Raw genomic sequence first — 16,626 nt, 5'->3', positions numbered from 1 at the left:
GGTGAAGCGGTACTAAGGCCGTACCGCCAATCAGGGCAGGGGAACCCACAATGATCATCTCCCCGAGGTAACAGGCCGTGCCGGGGAACTCGAAGCCTTGAACCTCGCCGCAGTCGCGCCGGGTACGCCGGGTGCCCCGTGCGCCGGCTGGACTGTGCGCCTTCGCAACCTCTCACAGCAATCCAGAGCAGGTGGCGAGGGTGAGCCAGGACCGAACGGATGCGAGTGCGATACGCGCGACGGGCATTCTCAGCGCCAGACTTACTTGCTCTTATCCAAACCTGTTGGATGTCACGGATCTGATGTGTGTCTGCAGAACCGTTGCCGCCGACGCCAGACAGGACTGATCATCTTGCAATATTGGCCGCCCTTGCTGTCCAGACAGTGAGGCAGGGGGATCAACATTGAAAAATATTTCCTGAGACCGGGAAAGATTACTTTGCAAATGGATATACCGGCTGCTCCTCGTGATCGATTTATTTCAGATCGGGGCCGGGCATTTTTCATAGTTTTGCTGGCGGCATCGACAGGTTGATTTCGATCATTAGTAATATTTTTGTGCGGCAACGAAAGTTAGCTCGCCGTGAGTCAGCACGCTGACCGCTTCAGCCCTTCCCAACTCACCGTGAGTTAAGAGTTACATCACTTCCGACGGCGGTCGCGTGCCGTTAAAAAAGTTCAGGTCACCTGCAGCATGTCTGGCGCGGTGGTTGACCTCAGCCCGACGTTGACGTCGTCCGCTATGTGAGACGAGACGTCTGACCCGAAGGTGATGACGCCGCGTGCTGGTGCGTCGACATGGTGAACATGGCTGTTTGCCGAGGCCAGGGTCAATCGTGGGCAGGCTCGCTTTGGACGACGGATTGCCACTGTGGCGAACGGAAGGACATGCATCTTGATCTCGTATTTTCCGACCGTCGAACGTCACAAAGCACAGGTCAGCCTCCTCATGATGATCTCACGGCGGCTCATCCAAGGATCGCAGAGTCCGAGGCAATGCGGTCGTTCCGACGAAGTTTGGGCCAGTGGGCACGGGGGCTATGGGATTAAGGTTTGGGGCTGGCTCGCGATGATGTCAAAGCGGGCTCACATCATCGGTCTTCTGATCGGTGTCGGCTGCATGGCGGGGGTGGTGCACGCTGAGGACGTCATGGATATGAGCGCCCGTGTGCAGGCATGTGCGCCATGCCACGGAGCCAATGGTGAAGGTACGAAAGACCCTTATTTCCCAAGGCTCGCAGGCAAGCCTTCAGGCTATCTCTACAATCAACTGCTCGCTTTCAGGAGCGGTCGTCGACACTACCCACCGATGAACTATCTTCTACACTACCTCCCGGATTCGTACCTGCGCCAGATCGCCGACCATTTCGCAGCGCAGCAGCCTCCCCTTCCTGACAATTCCGCTGCCCCCGCCGTGAGCGAAGCGCTCCTGCAGCGAGGCGAGCAAATCGTTACAGGTGGCGACACCGACCGTGGTGTTCCTGCCTGTGTCAGTTGTCATGGCTTGTCTCTCACCGGGCAGGAGCCGGGCATTCCCGGATTGCTCGGGCTCAAGGCGGCCTATCTGAGCGCACAGCTTGGGGGATGGCGTTACGGGACCCGCACCGCCATCGCGCCGGATTGCATGCAGATCGTTGCAGGACACCTGACGGAAGACGACGTCAGGGCTGTCTCTGACTTTCTTGCCGGACGCCCACTGCCAGCAAACCCCGCCCCCTCTCCCGCAGGGAGCTTTGCGCTTCCATTCGCGTGCGGCAGCCAGCCATCGGAGGCCGCACGATGAAATACCCAGCAGTGTATGCGACCATTCTGGCTGCGGGATTTGCCATGGCGGCAGCCTTGCCGCTCTCAGCACAGGACAAGAAGGCACAAGCTGACCCGGCGATCATCAAAAAGGGCGAATACCTCGCGCGGGCAGGAGATTGCATCGCGTGCCACACGGCTCCCGAGGGTGAACCGTTCGCGGGCGGCCTTCCGATGGCAACCCCCTTTGGTACCCTCTATACATCGAACATCACGCCGGATCCGGAAAACGGCATTGGCAAATGGTCGGCGGACGATTTTTACCGCACCATGCACGAGGGGCGCTTTCCTGATGGGGGGCTGCTCTATCCGGCAATGCCCTTTGCGTCCTACACCAAGGTGTCGCGCGAAGACAGCGACGCCATCTATGCCTATCTTCAAAGCATCGATCCCGTCTCGAAGAGGAACAAACCTCACGAGCTGAAATTTCCTTACAACAACCGCTCGCTCGTTCTGGGTTGGCGCACGCTTTTTTTCCGCGAGGGCGCATTCACCCCGGACAAGACGAAGTCTGACGAGTGGAACCGCGGAGCCTATCTCGTCGAAGGGTTGGGGCACTGCGGAATGTGCCACACCCCGATCAATGCTCTCGGGGGCAATTCCCAGGCCGATGCCTTCAAGGGCGGTCTCATCCCGATGCAAGACTGGTACGCACCTTCGCTGACCTCCAACAAGGAAGCGGGACTGGGCGACTGGAGCATCGAAGACATCACCGACCTTCTCCAGAAGGGTGTTTCCAAGCGAGGCGCGGTGTACGGGCCGATGGCCGACGTGGTTTATAACAGCCTCCAGTATCTGAGCGATGACGATACCAAGGCTATGGCGGTCTATCTGAAGGGCATCTCGACGGATTCCCCGGCTCCTCCCGTTTCACATCTCTCCCACGCCGAAAGCAGTCTGCTGCTGAACCTCGGCAAGACTGTCTACGACCGTCAATGTGCAAGTTGCCATGGCGTGAACGGCGAGGGCCGGGCGCCAGACTATCCGCCGCTTGCCGGCAATCAGTCCATCCAGATGGAATCTGCGGTCAATCCCATTCGTATGGTTCTGAATGGCGGCTATCCCCCCGGAACCCGAGGGAATCCAATGCCCTACGGCATGCCACCCTTCAGCGTCTCCCTGTCCGACGACGAGGTCGCCGCCGTCGTCAGCTACATCCGCACGTCCTGGGGCAACCGGGGAACGACAATCAGCGCAGCTCAAGCGAACGAACTTCGCTCAGTCCCGCTCCAGTGAGGCTCATATGATCGAACCAGAAATCGTAACAGGGACAGCCCCGATGTCGCGCGAGGAGGAGATCGACGCGATCGTCCGCAGTGGTCCCATCGGTGCACTCACCGTGGCCGGCATTGCAACCGCGATCGTCATTGGCATCTGGTTCCTCTTTTACCTGCTCGTCTTCCTGCCGCGAGGAGCCAATCCGTGAGCGTCGAGAAGAGCGCAAGCGGCGATGTCGCTTTGAAAATCGAGCGGAGATGGGCTGCGGTGAGCATCCTGATCATCGCGTTTTTGACCGGGATGGCGGCCTATGCCGGCATCCACCAGGCGGTGATGCCGCAAACGACTGTCGAGATCATCAATCCCACCACGCTGCACATGACGGGTGAGTTCATTGAAAGCAATCTCGGCAGCGCTCTCGAACCAGACGGCTCGGTGACAGTACGCGCTGTGGCCCAGCAGTACTCGTTTACCCCTGCGTGCATCGTCGTCCCGAAGGACACGCCGATCACGCTTCGTGCAACCAGCGCGGACGTGGTTCACGGCCTTCTGATCCAGCAGACCAACGTCAACACCATGCTGGTGCCCGGCTACGTCTCCGTGCAAACCGCAAAGTTCGAGGAGACCGGAGAGCATCTCATGCCGTGCCAGGAGTTTTGTAGCGTCGGACACGAGGGCATGTGGGCAAAGGTGCAGGTGATCGACAAGCCGCAGTTCCTTGCAATGGCCTCCAACAAGAGGAGACTCTCCTGTGCTGAATAGCCGCCGACTGATCATCGCCCACTTCTGGGTTGCCTTTTCAGTGTTCGGTCTGGCGCTGATCCTGGGTGCCTGGCAGATGTTCATCCGCAGCCCTCTCGCAAGCTGGCTTGGCAATCCCGAATGGTATTATCGTTCCGTGACCGCGCACGGAACGATCATGGGTTATGTCTTTCCCACGCTTGTCGCCATGGGATTTGGTTATGCAATTACGGAAACATCCCTGAAAACAGACCTGATCGGCAGACGATGGGCATGGGCAGGATTGGGGCTGGTGGTCCTCGGTGCCGTCACGGCCATGGTACCCGTCTCACTGGGTAAAGCTTCGGTGCTCTACACCTTCTATCCCCCGATGATCGGCAACCCCTTCTACTATATCGGCGTGGTGATGGTCGTTGTCGGATCATGGATCTGGGTCGCGCTGATGTCCGTCAATCTGATCGTCTGGAAGAAGCGCAATCCCGGTGCGGTCGTTCCGCTGGCCATGTATGCCAATGTCGCCGGCTCCTATCTTTGGGGCTGGACAGCGGTCGGCGCGGCACTTGAACTTCTGCTGCAGATCATTCCCGTCGCTCTCGGGCTACGGACCACGATCGATGCCGGGCTTGCCCGGGTGTTCTTCTCGTGGACGCTGCATGCGATTGTCTATTTTTGGCTCATGCCGACCTATATCGCCTATTACACGATTGTGCCCCGCGCCATCGGCGGACGGCTTTACAGCGACTCGATGGCACGCATTTCCTTCAGTCTCTTCCTTGTGGTGGCGATGCCGATCGGCATTCACCACACGTTCGCAGATCCGCAGGTTGGCGCTGGCTTCAAGTTCATCCACTCTGCCTTTACGGCCGTTGTCGCGTTACCGACCCTGTTGACGGTGTTCACGATCTGCGCGTCTGTGGAGATTGCCGGACGTCTGCGGGGCGGCAAGGGACCATTTGGCTGGCTCGCCACCCTGCCTTGGCGAAATCCTGCCATGCTGGCGATTGCCTTCTCCTTCTTGATGCTTGGTTTCGGTGGCGCAGGCGGCCTGATCAACATGAGCTATCAGCTCGACAGTTCGATCCACAACACGCAGTGGATCACCGGGCATTTCCATCTCATCTTCGGCGGCGCCATCGTGATCATGTATTTCGTGATCGCATACGACCTTTGGCCCCACCTGACCGGACGCGCCATCGCCAGCATGTCCCTCGTGAGGCTACAGCTCTGGCTCTGGTTCATCGGAATGATTGTGACGACGTTTCCGTGGCACTACGTCGGCATATTGGGGATGCCCCGCCGCATGGCCTATTACGATTACAGCAACCCGGCGCTTTCAGATGAGGCAGCGCCTGTGGTGATGTCGGCAATCGGGGGCTTCATTCTGCTGGCCTCCGGTCTTTTGTTTCTGTTCATCCTCGTTCGGTCGCATTTCGAGGGGCGGATCGAGCCCGGGCAGTACACCTACGCCCAAGCCGCACACGCTGTTACTCGGGTGCCTGCCGCTCTCAACGCACACGGACTTTGGGTCGCGCTGATGGTTGCTCTGACGATCACCAATTACGGCCTCCCGATCATGCAGCTCGCGGTTCGCGACGACACGTCAGTGCCCGCCGTCTTCGTTGGAGAGAGACGATGAGCATAGAAAAGACGCCGGCATCAAACCGTGCCTGGGCTTCAGCCAGCATCGCGATCGCTGCGGTGCTGTTCATGACCTCAAGCATCCTTGGGTTGGTGGTTCTTCCCTCTGTGCAAGGAACCGATCCGTTCACGAACCTTTGGGATTCCATTTGCAGCGCTGCTGGTTTGCCCCGGCGTGCATCGAGTACAGATCCGGTCGAGCCTGATCACAAGGTCAGCCGGGTGGTGCTGAGTACGATGCCCAAGGCCGAAGCCGACTCAGTCGGACGCGGCGCAACGATTGCGCTGCAATGTGCGATCTGCCACGGCCCCACGGGGGTCAGTCGGGCGGATTCGCCGAACCTTGCCGGGCAGTATGCGGTGGCAATCTACAAGCAGCTTGAGGATTTCAGGAGCGGAGCACGGTCGAGCGCGGTGATGAGCCCGTTTGCGGCAAATCTGAGCGATCAGGACATCCGGGATGTCGCGGCTTACTATGCTTATCTGCCGAGCGTGCCGACAAACCATGCATCAACAGCGGGTGTTCCCGCCATTGTCGCGTACGGTGCGCCACTGCGCGGCATCGCGCCTTGCGGCTCCTGCCACGGAAGTGTCGAGAACAAGGTGGGCAGCCCCTGGCTTGGTGGCCAGCCTTCAGCATATATAACCGCCCAACTCAACGCCTTCGCCGTCGGTATCCGGACGAATGACACGAGCCAGCAGATGCGCAACATCGCACGACAAATGTCGAAGGATGAAATTGCCCAAGCGGCAGAGTATTATGCCTCGCTGAACCCCGACGGCCTGTAGTTGGCAGGCGACCATTATCGCTTGCGAGAAACGCACAAAGCTTCTTGCACGACCTCTTAAAGGTTCTCGCGGGTTACCCGCCTCGATGGCGCTGAATGTTTCGCGGAACGCCGGGCAGCACGAGTGGCGGCGGCGCTGACAGCAGTGCTTGGACATGAGGCGTTCTGTGTCGTCGGTCACGACAGCGGCGGCCGCGTCGACTGATAGCGGGCTCTTGATCATCCCGCTCCGGTGCGGGCATTGGCGTCATCAACGGCGATCCCAACTCTTGAGCCATGTTGTGCTGCTGGCCGCGCGCGCGCAGACGGCCCGGTGACGCAGGTCCGATCGACGTGTGGCGTGGGGCAAACGCCGTTACCGGCAGAGCAACATCTGGCGGTCATCTGCAGCCAGAAGATGCGCCGTCTGAGGTTCTTATGATCCTGATGTCATTTTCGAGCAAAAGCGCCGCAGTCTAAATTAGCGGCTTTGCGACGCAGGTGGATGCACACTTTGGCCGGTAGCGGCGCGTCGGTCCGCCGGCAAAGGCGTCGCCGATCCCACGACTACGCAGTTCCGGCCGGCTGCCTTCGCATCATAGAGATACCGGTCGGCCGCTGCTAATAAGTTGCCGAAAGCGAAGAGCCCGTTGAATGTCACACCACCGACGCTGACGGAAAGCTGTTCGGGAACGGCGCCAGGATGCCGCCCATTAACCCCCAGACGAATTTTCTCGGCAGTGGCACGTGCCTGCTGGGCGGCGCCCAAAAGAAAGACGCCGAACTCTTCACCACCAACCCGGCCGACCAAATCGGTCTGCCCAACGGCATCGCGAATTGACGTTGCGATCCGTCTCAGGGCCTCATCCCCGGCGGGATGGCCAAAGGTGTCATTGATCGTCTTGAAGTGATCGACGTCGACCAGAAGCAGAGCCCCTTCAGGGGATGCTCTGCCCCGGCGAGCTTCATCGAGGTAGGCCTCGACCAGCATGGTGAATGCGCCGCGGTTAAGGACAGATGTCAGGCTGTCTGTCGAGGCAATCCGTTGAAGTTCTTGTTGTGCGATCGCAAGGGCACGCATTTTGCTGAGGAGCAGATGGAAAAAGAAGCCCCCAAGCAGCAGCGGGATCAGGATGTCGTTTCGCAAGGACGTCCTGATCTGATCGGGACTCATTCCGCTGAAGCTGAGAGAATCCACCGCAATAGCGACGACGATGCAAATGCTCGTTCCGATGGCAGTGCCAACATTCACGCGCGCCTTGCTTATTGGTGACAGGTCCATGGTTTTCCGCATCTCTCCGATGCGATGCTGACACGGAAACCTTTATGACGGATCAATAATATGTTCCAAGGCATGCGCTGCGGTGAGTGCACATGCGATCCAAGTTACCGTTGCCTCAACAGCGGCTTGCATTGATACAGCTATTCCATGCACCAAAACCTCAAAGAACGACTTCCTTGAGCCGGGCCATCCATACAGGATCCAGCACAGGCTGGTCAGCCCGCAGGGAAATCACCACTTGACACCGTCTACTCGTGCGCGCCGACCGCCACTGACATGTATATTGGTCCCGGCTGAATGCTGTATGTAGGGATAAGCTGGCTCGCTTTCATGCCTGGTCAGGGGAAGTGGACAGGTCGTTGTCTTGTCTAAGCTTCAAAAGGCGATTGGCGTTGCCGCCGGCGACCAGCCGTGCCTCTTCGTCGTTGAGGCCGGCCAGTGCGAGACTTGCACCAAGACTATCGTGGGAAAGCGCAGATAGAATCGGCCAATCCGTCCCTGCAACCACCCGATCAGCACCAAAGAAGCCGGTCAGCGTCGCGATGATCGCCGGATCATGTCCCATCGTGTCGAAATAGATATTGGGGCGCCGTCCGGCGGCACGTTCCTGGCGGGCATATACGCCGCCGCGCGATGCCTGGACGATCGCGCCAAGACCAAGCGTTGCAAAGACGAGGTGAAGACCCGGAAGGTCATCCAGCAGCGAAGACTGGATGACAGACAGAAATGCGACGCCGTTCATCAGCCCGCGGCCGAGTGAATTGCCGAGCATACCAGCGCCTTCTATCAGGAACTGGGAATCCGGGTGCGCGACGGGATGGACAAAGACTGGAACATGGTGCCGGGCGGCGACCTCAAGCGTTGGCCGCACTGCGGGGTCCGCAAGAAACCTGCCGCTGCGCGATGAATCGATCACCAATCCCGCAAGCCCGACTTGGCTGATCGCCCGCTCTGCCTCGGCCGCGCCAGCTTCGCCGGAAAACGCATCGGTGACCGCAAATCCAATCAGTGACGGATGATCATCGGAGAGCGTCCCAAGCCAATCATTTGCCTCGCGCAGTGCAGCCAGGTCTACCGGCCCTTCCGCGCCAAAAAGGCTTTCGATCGTGGCAGTCACAACCGCCCGCGAGACGCCGGCTGCACAAAACTCCTCGACGAGCGAGGCGGGCGTCGTGATCTTGCGGTGAATTTCCGGCGCGAAGCCGTGGCGCGATCTGGCATAGCGCCCCCCCGTACCCCAGGCCGGAGGCCACAGGTGCGTGTGGAAGTCGATGATTTCGAGCGGTGGGGTCGGTCGCGTCATTCTGCTGCAGCCTTTGTCCTGGCGCCAAGTGATGACGCGGTTCTGAAAAGATCGATTGGAATGTCGCAGGTGTTGGCACCAAGTTGAGTTTGGAACCCCTGGGCACCTCAGCTTGGCCAACTTCGTATCTGCCCGATGCGAGCTTGCAATCGACGATCGACACCGAACTGACCGACGATGCGGTCCCAGGCGATCATCGGAATATGCGAGGTCAGTCTCCTGCATTTCGCCCGCGGCGATCGAGATACGCGCCGTCTGGTGACGTCTCCGGATGTCATTGCCGTTGTCATTGGGCTGTGTCGCTGGCGCCAATACCGAGCCATTTCAAGAGTTGAAGTCTTTGCTGGTCGAAGGCGGGATCGCCCGCAGTCCTTGGCCGCGGTCGCCTGACGTCCATTGTATGCGCGATCTGCCCCGCATCCATGACAAGTATGCGATCTGCCAGCAGCAGTGCCTCATCGACGTCATGTGTGACAAGAAGCACAGCCTGGCGATGGCGTTGCCAGAGATCGGCGACCAATGCCTGCGCCTTCAGACGGGTGAGGGCATCCAGTGCACCGAAGGGTTCGTCGAGAAGCAGGAGGTCAGGGTTTCGGGCAAGCGCTCTGGCGAGTGATGCACGCTGCGCCTCGCCACCCGAGAGATCCTTGGGCCAGGCGTTGGCTCGATGCGATAGGCCGACTTCGTCGAGCACTGACTGCGCCCTTGCCCTGTCGCGCCGGTTTTCCGTTCCGGCAACGACGTTCCGCCAGACCCTCTTCCAGGGAAATAGGCGAGGGGACTGAAACGCCACACCACGATGAGGAGAAACGAGAACGTCTCCCTCCAGGTCGTGATCGAGATCTGCGAGGATGCGAAGAAGCGTGCTTTTGCCGCATCCGCTCGCGCCGAGAAGTGCAACGAACTCGCCGCGGCGTATTTCCAAGTCAAGGTTGGCGATGACCGTCCGGTCCCCGAAGCGACGAGTAAGACCTTTGACCTTCACTGCCACAGCTGTTCGGGCGTCCGCCATCCTATTCCCCTTCAAAGCCCTGACGCCAAGCCAGCAGGACTCTTTCCAGAAGTCTCACAATCAGATCGGCGCTCAGCCCCAGAAGCGCGTAGATCAAGAGGCACAGAATGATGATATCGACGCGATAGACCTCGCGGGCGTGCGTAATTAAATAGCCGACGCCGCCCTGAGCATTGACGGTTTCGGCGAACACCAGCGCAAGCCAGGCAGAGCCGAGGGCGTAGCGTAGGCCGACGAGTAGACCAGGGAGAGCACCCGGCAATACAACCTCAAAAATCATGGCCGTGCGGCTGAATTGGAGTGTCTTTGCAGCCTCGATAAGGTTGCGATCGACATTCCGGATCCCCGCAAAGGTGTTGACGTAAAGTGGAAAGCAGACCGCGAAGGCTACGAGGGTGATCTTCGGCGTCTCGTCGATGCCAAGCCAGATGATGAGAAGCGGAACCAGGCCCGCCCATGGCAAGGTCCTCATCATTTGCATCGGAGCATCGACCAGATCTTCACCGATGCGAAGCAGGCCGGATATCAATGCAAGACCCACGCCCGTCACAAATCCAAATCCAAACCCGATCGATGCACGCTTAAGCGATAGCCGCAATGCCTCACCAAGATCGCCTGACGTATAGAGCTCCTGCAAAGCGCTCCATAGAGCGGCTGGCCCGGGAAGAAAGTCTTCCGATATCGCGCCTGTGGTTGTGGTGTACCACCATAAGAGGGCAAGGAAGACGGGTCCCAGGCCCTTTCGGGCTCCCCACGGGATGACCAAGGATTTGCCACGCCCCGGCACGATACGCTGGAGGCTGTAGGCTTCCACTAGCTCCGGTCGCGCGGACAGGGACGTCGTGCGCACCGGCAATTGTGTCGCGGTCGATGCCATTAGTTTGTCTTCGCCAGCTTTTTGTTTTCGCTGTCGACGATGACATCGAAGTCCTTGGCGACGATATCCTTCACGTCAAATTCCTTGCGGAACTGGCCGCCCTTGTAGAAAAACGAGACCTCTTTCTGCCAGCCAGCAACCGCTTCACCCGTCGTCGCAGGGATGAATGCTACCGAGGAGCGACTCGCTTGCAGCTCGGCTGCATCCAGGGAAATCTGCGAGAGTTTCGCCACCTGTTCAGACCACTCCTTGGGATGATTGTTGACCCAGGCCTGTGCCCGGATGATGCGCCGCGTCAGGTCTTCGAGTGCTGCACGCTTGAGAGGGTCCGTATAACCTGATGTTGGAGCGTAGAGGACGCTCGGCGTATCGACCACTTTCGCCAAGTTCTGAAGGATCACAGCGCCGTGCTGCTTCTGAGCGATGGCGGTATTGGGGTCCCAGACCACAAACGCATCGACCTGACCATTGACCAAGGCAGAGAGGCCGTCGGTTGTGTTGAGGTTCAGAATGAGATTTTTGTCCCAGGCAAGGCCAGCGTCATCGAGAGCTTTGGCAAACTGGTAGTGCTGCTTGGTGAAATGCGGCAAAGCGACTTTCTTGCCCTTCAAGTCCGCGACAGTCTTCAGCGGCGAGTCAGCCCGCACCAGAATTGCACTTCCGCCCTCCTTGCGCTCCACCAAACCCGCAAGGATCGTGATCTTGGCACCATTGGCGATTGCGGTGAGAACACCAGTATCGCCGCCGGCGGCAATATCGACGTGGCCGGCGCGCAGCGCTTCGACCAGAGGCGGAGTGGAGTCGAAGTCGGCCCATTCGATTTTATAGGGTGTGCCGTTCGCTTCCCCGGATGCCAAGAGTTGGCGATGGAGCCCGGTTTTGTTCGGCGTCCCAACCGTTACGGTGACGCCGGAGAGATCGGGAGCGCCCTGCGCCCAAGAAGCGCCCGCAAGGCCTAGCGTCAAAAAAAGTCCACTCGCGAGTTTGAAAATGGTTTTGGAAAAAGCGTTCGATGCCATTGCGGATAAGCCCCTGAATAGTCGGATCGTCGAGGACAAACCGTACGCCCATCGCTGCGGTTAAATAAGGAATTATAATCTATAGACTAAGTAGACTTCTGAAGAGTTTTCCGCCCAGAGATGCGAGCATGGATTCCCATTCATTCATTCCGCGCACTGGCGGGCGACGGTTGGATTAACGTTCGAATTTGATCCACCTTTGCGTTTCGTCATAATTCACGCTCAGGCAGAAGTATGGGAAGCTTCGTCACGACCTCGCACACGTCGGTTTCTTCGGATTCGCCAAGCCAATCAATCCCCGGCAGTTGTCGGGCGGAATGGCGCAGGATGCCGCCATCGCGATCGTCACCCACTATGTCGAAGAGGCGTTCACCTGGGCGACCGGCATCGGTTTGCCCTGCCGATCTGATGAAGCGCTGCTTGGCCATTTTGATATAAGCGGCCAACAGAGTTTTGGGCCAAGACCTTCAATCTTTTTTTGCCGCTTTACTCTGACTTCGCTGACGCTTCATGTCTTCGACAAGGCCGGGGGCCGAGGCACGCATCGACGGTCTGCGCGGCGACCAGTGTCGCAGAAGGTGCGAGAAGCCTGCGGAGCACCAAGGCTCCACAGGCTTGTAACGCTTAACCGTGCGCCTGTCGGCGTTCCAGCTGTGCAACGAGGCGATCACCGATCCACTGGATGCCGCAGACCAGGATGATCAGCACGATCACAACTGCGATCATGACACCGGTTTCAAAACGCTGATAGCCGTAGCGGATCGCAAGATCACCCAGCCCGCCTGCGCCAATCGCACCGGCCATGGCAGACGCCCCGATCAGAGTTACGAGCGTGACGGTGAAGCCGGCGACGATGCCCGGCAGAGCCTCCGGGATGAGGACCTCGCTGATGATTGTCCAGCGATTGCCGCCCATGGCGCGAACAGCCTCGATCAGCCCTTTGTCCACTTCCCGGAGCGACACCTCGGCAATGCGGGCATAATAGGGTGTTGCGGCAATTGCGAGCGGCACGATCGCGGCCCAGGTGCCAAGTGCAGTGCCGACGATGAAGCGCGTCACCGGAATAAGCGCGACCAGCAGGATGATGAAGGGGACGGAGCGGAAGGCGTTGATGACAGCCCCGAGCAATCTGTTGACCCACAGATTTTCCGCAAGGCCGCCCTTCGCGGTGGCAACTAGCGCCAGACCGAGAGGAAGGCCGGCCAAAAGTGATATGAGACCGGAAGCCACTGTCATCAGCAGAGTTTCCCAGATGGCGCTGATCAACAGCTCGATCATGATGTCAGACATGGCCCAGAACCTCCAGGTGAGCGCCGGCAGCGTCAAGTTTTGCGCGCAGACGTTCAACGACCGCCTGCTGCTCTGCCGGAATCGTGATGAAGAAGCGCGCAACCGGTTCGCCTTGGATATGGTCAAGGGCGCCCTGCACAAGCGAGCCGCCATGGGCCAATGTTTCGGACAGGTCTGCAAAGAACTGCTGCTGTCCGTAGGGGCCGAGCAGATCGATGCTCGCCACAATGCTGTTGCCAGAAGAGCCGAGCCGCGACTGCAGGTGTTCCGGCAGATGGGGCCTGTTGCCGGACAGGAGGCTTTTGGTGATCTCCTGCCGGGGGGCTGCGAAGACAGACCGCACATCGCCTTCCTCGACGATTTGCCCGGCATTGATCACCGCCACACGGTCGGCAATCGTTCGCACCACGTCCATTTCATGGGTGATCAGAACGATGGTGAGGCCAAGCTTGCGGTTGATCTCCTTCAAGAGAGCAAGGATGGACCGGGTCGTCTCCGGATCAAGCGCCGAGGTTGCCTCGTCGGAAAGCAGCAGCGCAGGGCGCGCCGCAAGCGCACGGGCAATGCCGACGCGTTGCTTCTGCCCGCCAGACAATTGCGCCGGATAGGCTTTAGCCTTGTCGGACAAGCCCACCAGATCCAGAAGTTCACGCGCACGCGCAAGACGCTCCGCCTTGGGCGAGCCTTCGATCTTCAGGGGAAGCGCAACATTTGCCTCCACCGTCTTGCTCGAAAGCAGGTTGAAGTGCTGGAAGATCATGCCGATGCGACGGCGAAGCGGCTGCAGTTGTCGCTCGGCCAGTTGGTCAATCCGTGTTCCTTCAATAATGATTTCGCCGCTATCGGGGCGTTCCAGTCCGTTCAGGCAACGGATGAGTGTGGATTTGCCCGCGCCGCTCCGTCCGATGATGCCAAGGATCTCTCCCTTGCAGACGGTGAGCGAAATTCCATCCAGCGCGACGGTCTGGTTGAAGCGGCGCCGCACATCGGCCAGCCGCACCACCTCATCGACGCCAAGCGCTTGGGACTGAGTGATGTCCACGGCAGGATGGCTGTTCATGACCATTTTCTCCAAATAGCGAAAGGCGGCGGGTATTGCCCGCCGCCGCAAAAGAATCAATCTCTGTCAGGCCTCAGTAGGCGATCAGGCCGGTGCCCTTGTAGACCTTCTCGAAGACGGCCTTCACGGCGTCATTCTGGTAGGACGATACGAGCGTCTTCACCCATTCCTCGTTTTCACTACCCTGCTTGACGGCAATGAAGTTGCGGTAGGGGTTGTCCTTGATCGGCTCCTGCGCGATACGCTGTGCCGGGCTGAGACCTGCCTTCAGTGCCCAGTCCGTGTTGACGACGGCGGCATCCAGATCATCGATGGCGCGGCCAACGACGCCGGCGTCCAGTTCCTTGATCTTGAGGCCCTTGGGGTTCTCGGTGATGTCGGCAATCGTCGCCAGGATGCCCGTGCCGTCCTTCAGCTTGATCAGGCCTTCGTTCTGCAGCACGCGCAGTGCGCGGCCTTCGTTGGACGGGTCGTTCGGTACGCCAACCTGAGCGCCCTTCGGAAGGTCGGCTAGGCCTTTGTGCTTCTTCGAGTACAGGCCGATCGGCCAGACGCCGGTGTAGCCGACAGAAACAATGTGATAACCATGCTGCTTTATCTGGTTGTCGAGGTAAGGCTTGTGCTGGAAGGCATTGGCGTCGATATCGCCGCGTTCCAGGGCCTCGTTGGGCTGGGTGTAGTCGTTGAAGACAACGGTCTTGATGGTGAGGCCCTTCTTCGCGGCCTCGGCCGTTACGGCCCGCCAGACGTCTTCGTCTTCACCGCTGATGATACCGACCTTGATGGTCTTGTCGGCGGCATGGGCAGCTGGAACGCTGAGGCCTGCAATCGCACCTGCAATCATGGCGGCGAGGCTTGCACGACGGGTCCAGGAGAAGGTGTTTCCGATTTTCTTGCTCATTATGTATCCCTAGCGAGTTAGCTTGCGGAAGCGTTCATTGCGACTTCCGTCACGTTCAGAGCATCGCAGGATCACGGTCCGGTTTCGAAGAAGGCATGTTTCTTTTCAACTGCTAAATGGAAAAATAGTGCCGACATTTTGGGCAAGTTCAGGCAAAACAATCCAGCATTTCGATGTAATTTTATGCAGTGAGATGATAAAGGACATAGGTGGATCGCCACCCTGCGTTCATCGTCATGAATGAGTGATGATGGACACCCGCAAAAGCAAAAGGTCAGGCTAAACGGCCTGACCAAGAAGTTTTTCGAATATAAAGAGGTGAGATATTCTAGCCAGCCGGGCGTAAAGCCGCCAGCTGACTGTTGTCACCGACGTGACGCAATATGGCTCTGCGCAGATCGCCGAGACTTGAAAACCTCTGATTATCCAGGTCGATGACATGAAATTTCACGGCGATAAAGCGAAATACACTGCCTTCGTTGATGGCTATCCCGACGGGCAAGCCTCCAAACTCCACAATACTCTTTTCCATGACGAAACCTCTGTCTTTGGATTTTTTTCGATCATTTTCAACCTCTTGCATTGATGAGGCAGCAACAGTGCATGTGTGCTATGTACGTTCGCGGAAATGATCGAATGGCGGAATGCTGGCCATTTCGCGACATCGGATATCCTTTCAATCATCGCTCGCCGAAACTAATGGGGTTCAAAAGAGCGGAAAGAAACTCCGAATGTAAATCTGAGGACGTTCTTCACCGTTGTTTGAATTGTTCTGGACAATATGTGCTACATCTTTGCGGCCGTTGTTATCAGCGACGCGGTGTGTCAGCGTCCTGAAAGCCAGAAAATCGAAAATTCCCAGATGCGGCAGAGAAAATGGCGTCATGTCTGTCCCTGACTTTTCCGTCACCATAGTTTAACAAAGGCCCCCCGGGCGTCAATTTAATCCATTAAATTGATGTGCTAAATTGGTGGTTGCAGAGGGCAGGTTTTTCCGGGTTTGCGCATATGACCGCAATATCCAGCCGGCTTTGAAATTTGGCTGCTTTTGCGTGGATGCGTTTGTTCCGCGGAAATGAGCAACGCGAATTTGCGCGCGAAGCTTGGAGGGGGCGGACATGCGACCCAACTCGTTTTCTGTCTCGGGGCAAACCGTTAGCCTGAGACATTCCGCAACTGAGTGCATCCCAGGCGTGACGGCAATGATGGCGAGGAGTGTGCGGTACGGATAAGGTTCGCGGAACTAGGTTCCGCAGGCAAGGCAGCTCACCGCTCCATCAATGGCAAAGGAAACAGTCTGCTGCCGCGTCAGCAACCGCCATCACGCTCGTGCGTCAACCTATAGATCTCGCCAAGGGCATTGAACAAAAGCCGCCCTTGGAGACGTTCATAGCGAACGAGGTCACGATCACGTTGCCGAGGATCGCCACGGATATTCACCCTCCAGAGCCTCACTTGACCCAGAAATCATTACCATCAATCGCCGGATTTGGCGATCGCTGACGACGGATTAGGGTGTGATGGTTCCATAATTCATATTATGTATATTTGTGTTGTAGGGTGGCAGATTCCATTTTCAAATGCAACGAGGACAATAATGGCCATGGTTTCAGGAGGATGGAATGGCCCGCTCTTTTGTGCAGTTGAGTTTGGATGAACGTCGTATCATCGCACGGATGCATGAGAAGAAGATCAGTCAGGCTGAGATCGCGCGC

At 58.3% G+C, this 16,626-nt stretch carries 17 protein-coding genes; 7 read left to right on the top strand and 10 right to left on the bottom strand.

Going from position 1 to position 16,626, the window contains the following annotated elements:
• The first annotated feature begins 1,120 nt into the window (after positions 1–1,120).
• Genes ACEXP3_RS23390 through ACEXP3_RS23365 form a run of 6 tightly spaced genes read left to right on the top strand, consistent with a single transcriptional unit; the run spans position 1,121 to position 6,189 of the window.
• Complete coding sequence (locus tag ACEXP3_RS23390; protein WP_377299609.1) at positions 1,121–1,783, top strand: c-type cytochrome; 663 nt, start codon at positions 1,121–1,123, stop codon at positions 1,781–1,783.
• A gap of 44 nt (positions 1,784–1,827) precedes the next feature.
• The gene (locus ACEXP3_RS23385; protein ID WP_377299608.1) at positions 1,828–3,039 is read left to right on the top strand and encodes a cytochrome c; all 1,212 of its coding nucleotides are present in this window, start codon (positions 1,828–1,830) and stop codon (positions 3,037–3,039) included.
• Between the two features lie 7 nt (positions 3,040–3,046).
• Positions 3,047–3,229: a hypothetical protein gene (locus tag ACEXP3_RS23380; protein WP_377299591.1), complete on the top strand. Its 183-nt coding sequence runs from the start codon at positions 3,047–3,049 to the stop codon at positions 3,227–3,229.
• Complete coding sequence (locus tag ACEXP3_RS23375; protein WP_348635487.1) at positions 3,226–3,783, top strand: cupredoxin domain-containing protein; 558 nt, start codon at positions 3,226–3,228, stop codon at positions 3,781–3,783. The genes ACEXP3_RS23380 and ACEXP3_RS23375 overlap by 4 nt, the downstream gene beginning before the upstream one ends.
• Complete coding sequence (locus tag ACEXP3_RS23370; RefSeq protein ID WP_377299590.1) at positions 3,773–5,398, top strand: b(o/a)3-type cytochrome-c oxidase subunit 1; 1,626 nt, start codon at positions 3,773–3,775, stop codon at positions 5,396–5,398. The genes ACEXP3_RS23375 and ACEXP3_RS23370 overlap by 11 nt, the downstream gene beginning before the upstream one ends.
• Positions 5,395–6,189, top strand: a complete 795-nt coding sequence (locus tag ACEXP3_RS23365) for a c-type cytochrome (protein WP_377299589.1) — start codon at positions 5,395–5,397, stop codon at positions 6,187–6,189. The genes ACEXP3_RS23370 and ACEXP3_RS23365 overlap by 4 nt, the downstream gene beginning before the upstream one ends.
• A gap of 459 nt (positions 6,190–6,648) precedes the next feature.
• Here the strand turns inward: ACEXP3_RS23365 and ACEXP3_RS23360 are convergent, their stop codons facing one another.
• The 10 genes from ACEXP3_RS23360 to ACEXP3_RS23315 form a co-directional block, all read right to left on the bottom strand.
• Positions 6,649–7,449 (bottom strand): GGDEF domain-containing protein, encoded by an 801-nt coding sequence (locus ACEXP3_RS23360; protein ID WP_377299588.1) that lies wholly within the window; start codon positions 7,447–7,449, stop codon positions 6,649–6,651.
• A 328-nt stretch (positions 7,450–7,777) separates the two neighbouring features.
• Positions 7,778–8,752: an amidohydrolase family protein gene (locus ACEXP3_RS23355; RefSeq protein ID WP_377299587.1), complete on the bottom strand. Its 975-nt coding sequence runs from the start codon at positions 8,750–8,752 to the stop codon at positions 7,778–7,780.
• Positions 8,753–9,038: 286 nt separating this feature from the next.
• Entirely contained in the window at positions 9,039–9,764 is a 726-nt protein-coding gene (locus ACEXP3_RS23350; RefSeq protein ID WP_377299586.1) for an ABC transporter ATP-binding protein, read from the bottom strand.
• A gap of 1 nt (position 9,765) precedes the next feature.
• Positions 9,766–10,641, bottom strand: a complete 876-nt coding sequence (locus ACEXP3_RS23345) for an ABC transporter permease (protein ID WP_377299585.1) — start codon at positions 10,639–10,641, stop codon at positions 9,766–9,768.
• Positions 10,641–11,660 carry an ABC transporter substrate-binding protein gene (locus ACEXP3_RS23340; RefSeq protein ID WP_377299584.1) on the bottom strand — a complete coding sequence of 340 codons (1,020 nt, stop codon included), beginning with the start codon at positions 11,658–11,660 and terminating at the stop codon, positions 10,641–10,643. The genes ACEXP3_RS23345 and ACEXP3_RS23340 overlap by 1 nt, the downstream gene beginning before the upstream one ends.
• 209 nt (positions 11,661–11,869) lie before the next feature.
• The gene (locus tag ACEXP3_RS23335) at positions 11,870–12,106 is read right to left on the bottom strand and encodes a hypothetical protein (protein ID WP_210106717.1); all 237 of its coding nucleotides are present in this window, start codon (positions 12,104–12,106) and stop codon (positions 11,870–11,872) included.
• Between the two features lie 178 nt (positions 12,107–12,284).
• Positions 12,285–12,950 carry a methionine ABC transporter permease gene (locus ACEXP3_RS23330; RefSeq protein ID WP_377299583.1) on the bottom strand — a complete coding sequence of 222 codons (666 nt, stop codon included), beginning with the start codon at positions 12,948–12,950 and terminating at the stop codon, positions 12,285–12,287.
• Positions 12,943–14,010, bottom strand: a complete 1,068-nt coding sequence (locus ACEXP3_RS23325; protein WP_377299582.1) for a methionine ABC transporter ATP-binding protein — start codon at positions 14,008–14,010, stop codon at positions 12,943–12,945. Before ACEXP3_RS23325 ends, ACEXP3_RS23330 begins: the two co-directional genes overlap by 8 nt.
• Before the next feature lie 73 nt (positions 14,011–14,083).
• The gene (locus tag ACEXP3_RS23320) at positions 14,084–14,911 is read right to left on the bottom strand and encodes a MetQ/NlpA family lipoprotein (protein ID WP_210106715.1); all 828 of its coding nucleotides are present in this window, start codon (positions 14,909–14,911) and stop codon (positions 14,084–14,086) included.
• Positions 14,912–15,239: 328 nt separating this feature from the next.
• Positions 15,240–15,443 carry a hypothetical protein gene (locus ACEXP3_RS23315; protein WP_210106714.1) on the bottom strand — a complete coding sequence of 68 codons (204 nt, stop codon included), beginning with the start codon at positions 15,441–15,443 and terminating at the stop codon, positions 15,240–15,242.
• 1,090 nt (positions 15,444–16,533) lie between these two features.
• On the opposite strand from ACEXP3_RS23315, the gene ACEXP3_RS23310 reads away from it, so the two are divergent.
• Positions 16,534–16,626: helix-turn-helix domain-containing protein (locus tag ACEXP3_RS23310; protein WP_377299607.1), on the top strand; the 93-nt coding region annotated here is incomplete at its 3' end.

This window comes from Neorhizobium fuzhouense (assembly GCF_042611105.1).
Classification (GTDB): domain Bacteria; phylum Pseudomonadota; class Alphaproteobacteria; order Rhizobiales; family Rhizobiaceae; genus Neorhizobium; species Neorhizobium galegae_A.
Note: the sequence above shows the minus strand (reverse complement) of the source record. Positions and strands in the feature narration are given on the sequence as shown.

What these genes read in the sequence shown, in the direction of transcription:
- ACEXP3_RS23390 (WP_377299609.1), top strand. Translation starts at nt 1,121, where the DNA reads ATGGCGGGGGTGGTGCACGCTGAGGACGTCATGGATATGAGCGCCCGT.
- ACEXP3_RS23385 (WP_377299608.1), top strand. Translation starts at nt 1,828, where the DNA reads ATGGCGGCAGCCTTGCCGCTCTCAGCACAGGACAAGAAGGCACAAGCT.
- ACEXP3_RS23380 (WP_377299591.1), top strand. Translation starts at nt 3,047, where the DNA reads ATGATCGAACCAGAAATCGTAACAGGGACAGCCCCGATGTCGCGCGAG.
- ACEXP3_RS23365 (WP_377299589.1), top strand. Translation starts at nt 5,395, where the DNA reads ATGAGCATAGAAAAGACGCCGGCATCAAACCGTGCCTGGGCTTCAGCC.
- ACEXP3_RS23360 (WP_377299588.1), bottom strand. Translation starts at nt 7,449, where the DNA reads ATGGACCTGTCACCAATAAGCAAGGCGCGCGTGAATGTTGGCACTGCC.
- ACEXP3_RS23355 (WP_377299587.1), bottom strand. Translation starts at nt 8,752, where the DNA reads ATGACGCGACCGACCCCACCGCTCGAAATCATCGACTTCCACACGCAC.
- ACEXP3_RS23350 (WP_377299586.1), bottom strand. Translation starts at nt 9,764, where the DNA reads ATGGCGGACGCCCGAACAGCTGTGGCAGTGAAGGTCAAAGGTCTTACT.
- ACEXP3_RS23345 (WP_377299585.1), bottom strand. Translation starts at nt 10,641, where the DNA reads ATGGCATCGACCGCGACACAATTGCCGGTGCGCACGACGTCCCTGTCC.
- ACEXP3_RS23340 (WP_377299584.1), bottom strand. Translation starts at nt 11,660, where the DNA reads ATGGCATCGAACGCTTTTTCCAAAACCATTTTCAAACTCGCGAGTGGA.
- ACEXP3_RS23330 (WP_377299583.1), bottom strand. Translation starts at nt 12,950, where the DNA reads ATGTCTGACATCATGATCGAGCTGTTGATCAGCGCCATCTGGGAAACT.
- ACEXP3_RS23325 (WP_377299582.1), bottom strand. Translation starts at nt 14,010, where the DNA reads ATGAACAGCCATCCTGCCGTGGACATCACTCAGTCCCAAGCGCTTGGC.
- ACEXP3_RS23320 (WP_210106715.1), bottom strand. Translation starts at nt 14,911, where the DNA reads ATGAGCAAGAAAATCGGAAACACCTTCTCCTGGACCCGTCGTGCAAGC.
- ACEXP3_RS23315 (WP_210106714.1), bottom strand. Translation starts at nt 15,443, where the DNA reads ATGGAAAAGAGTATTGTGGAGTTTGGAGGCTTGCCCGTCGGGATAGCC.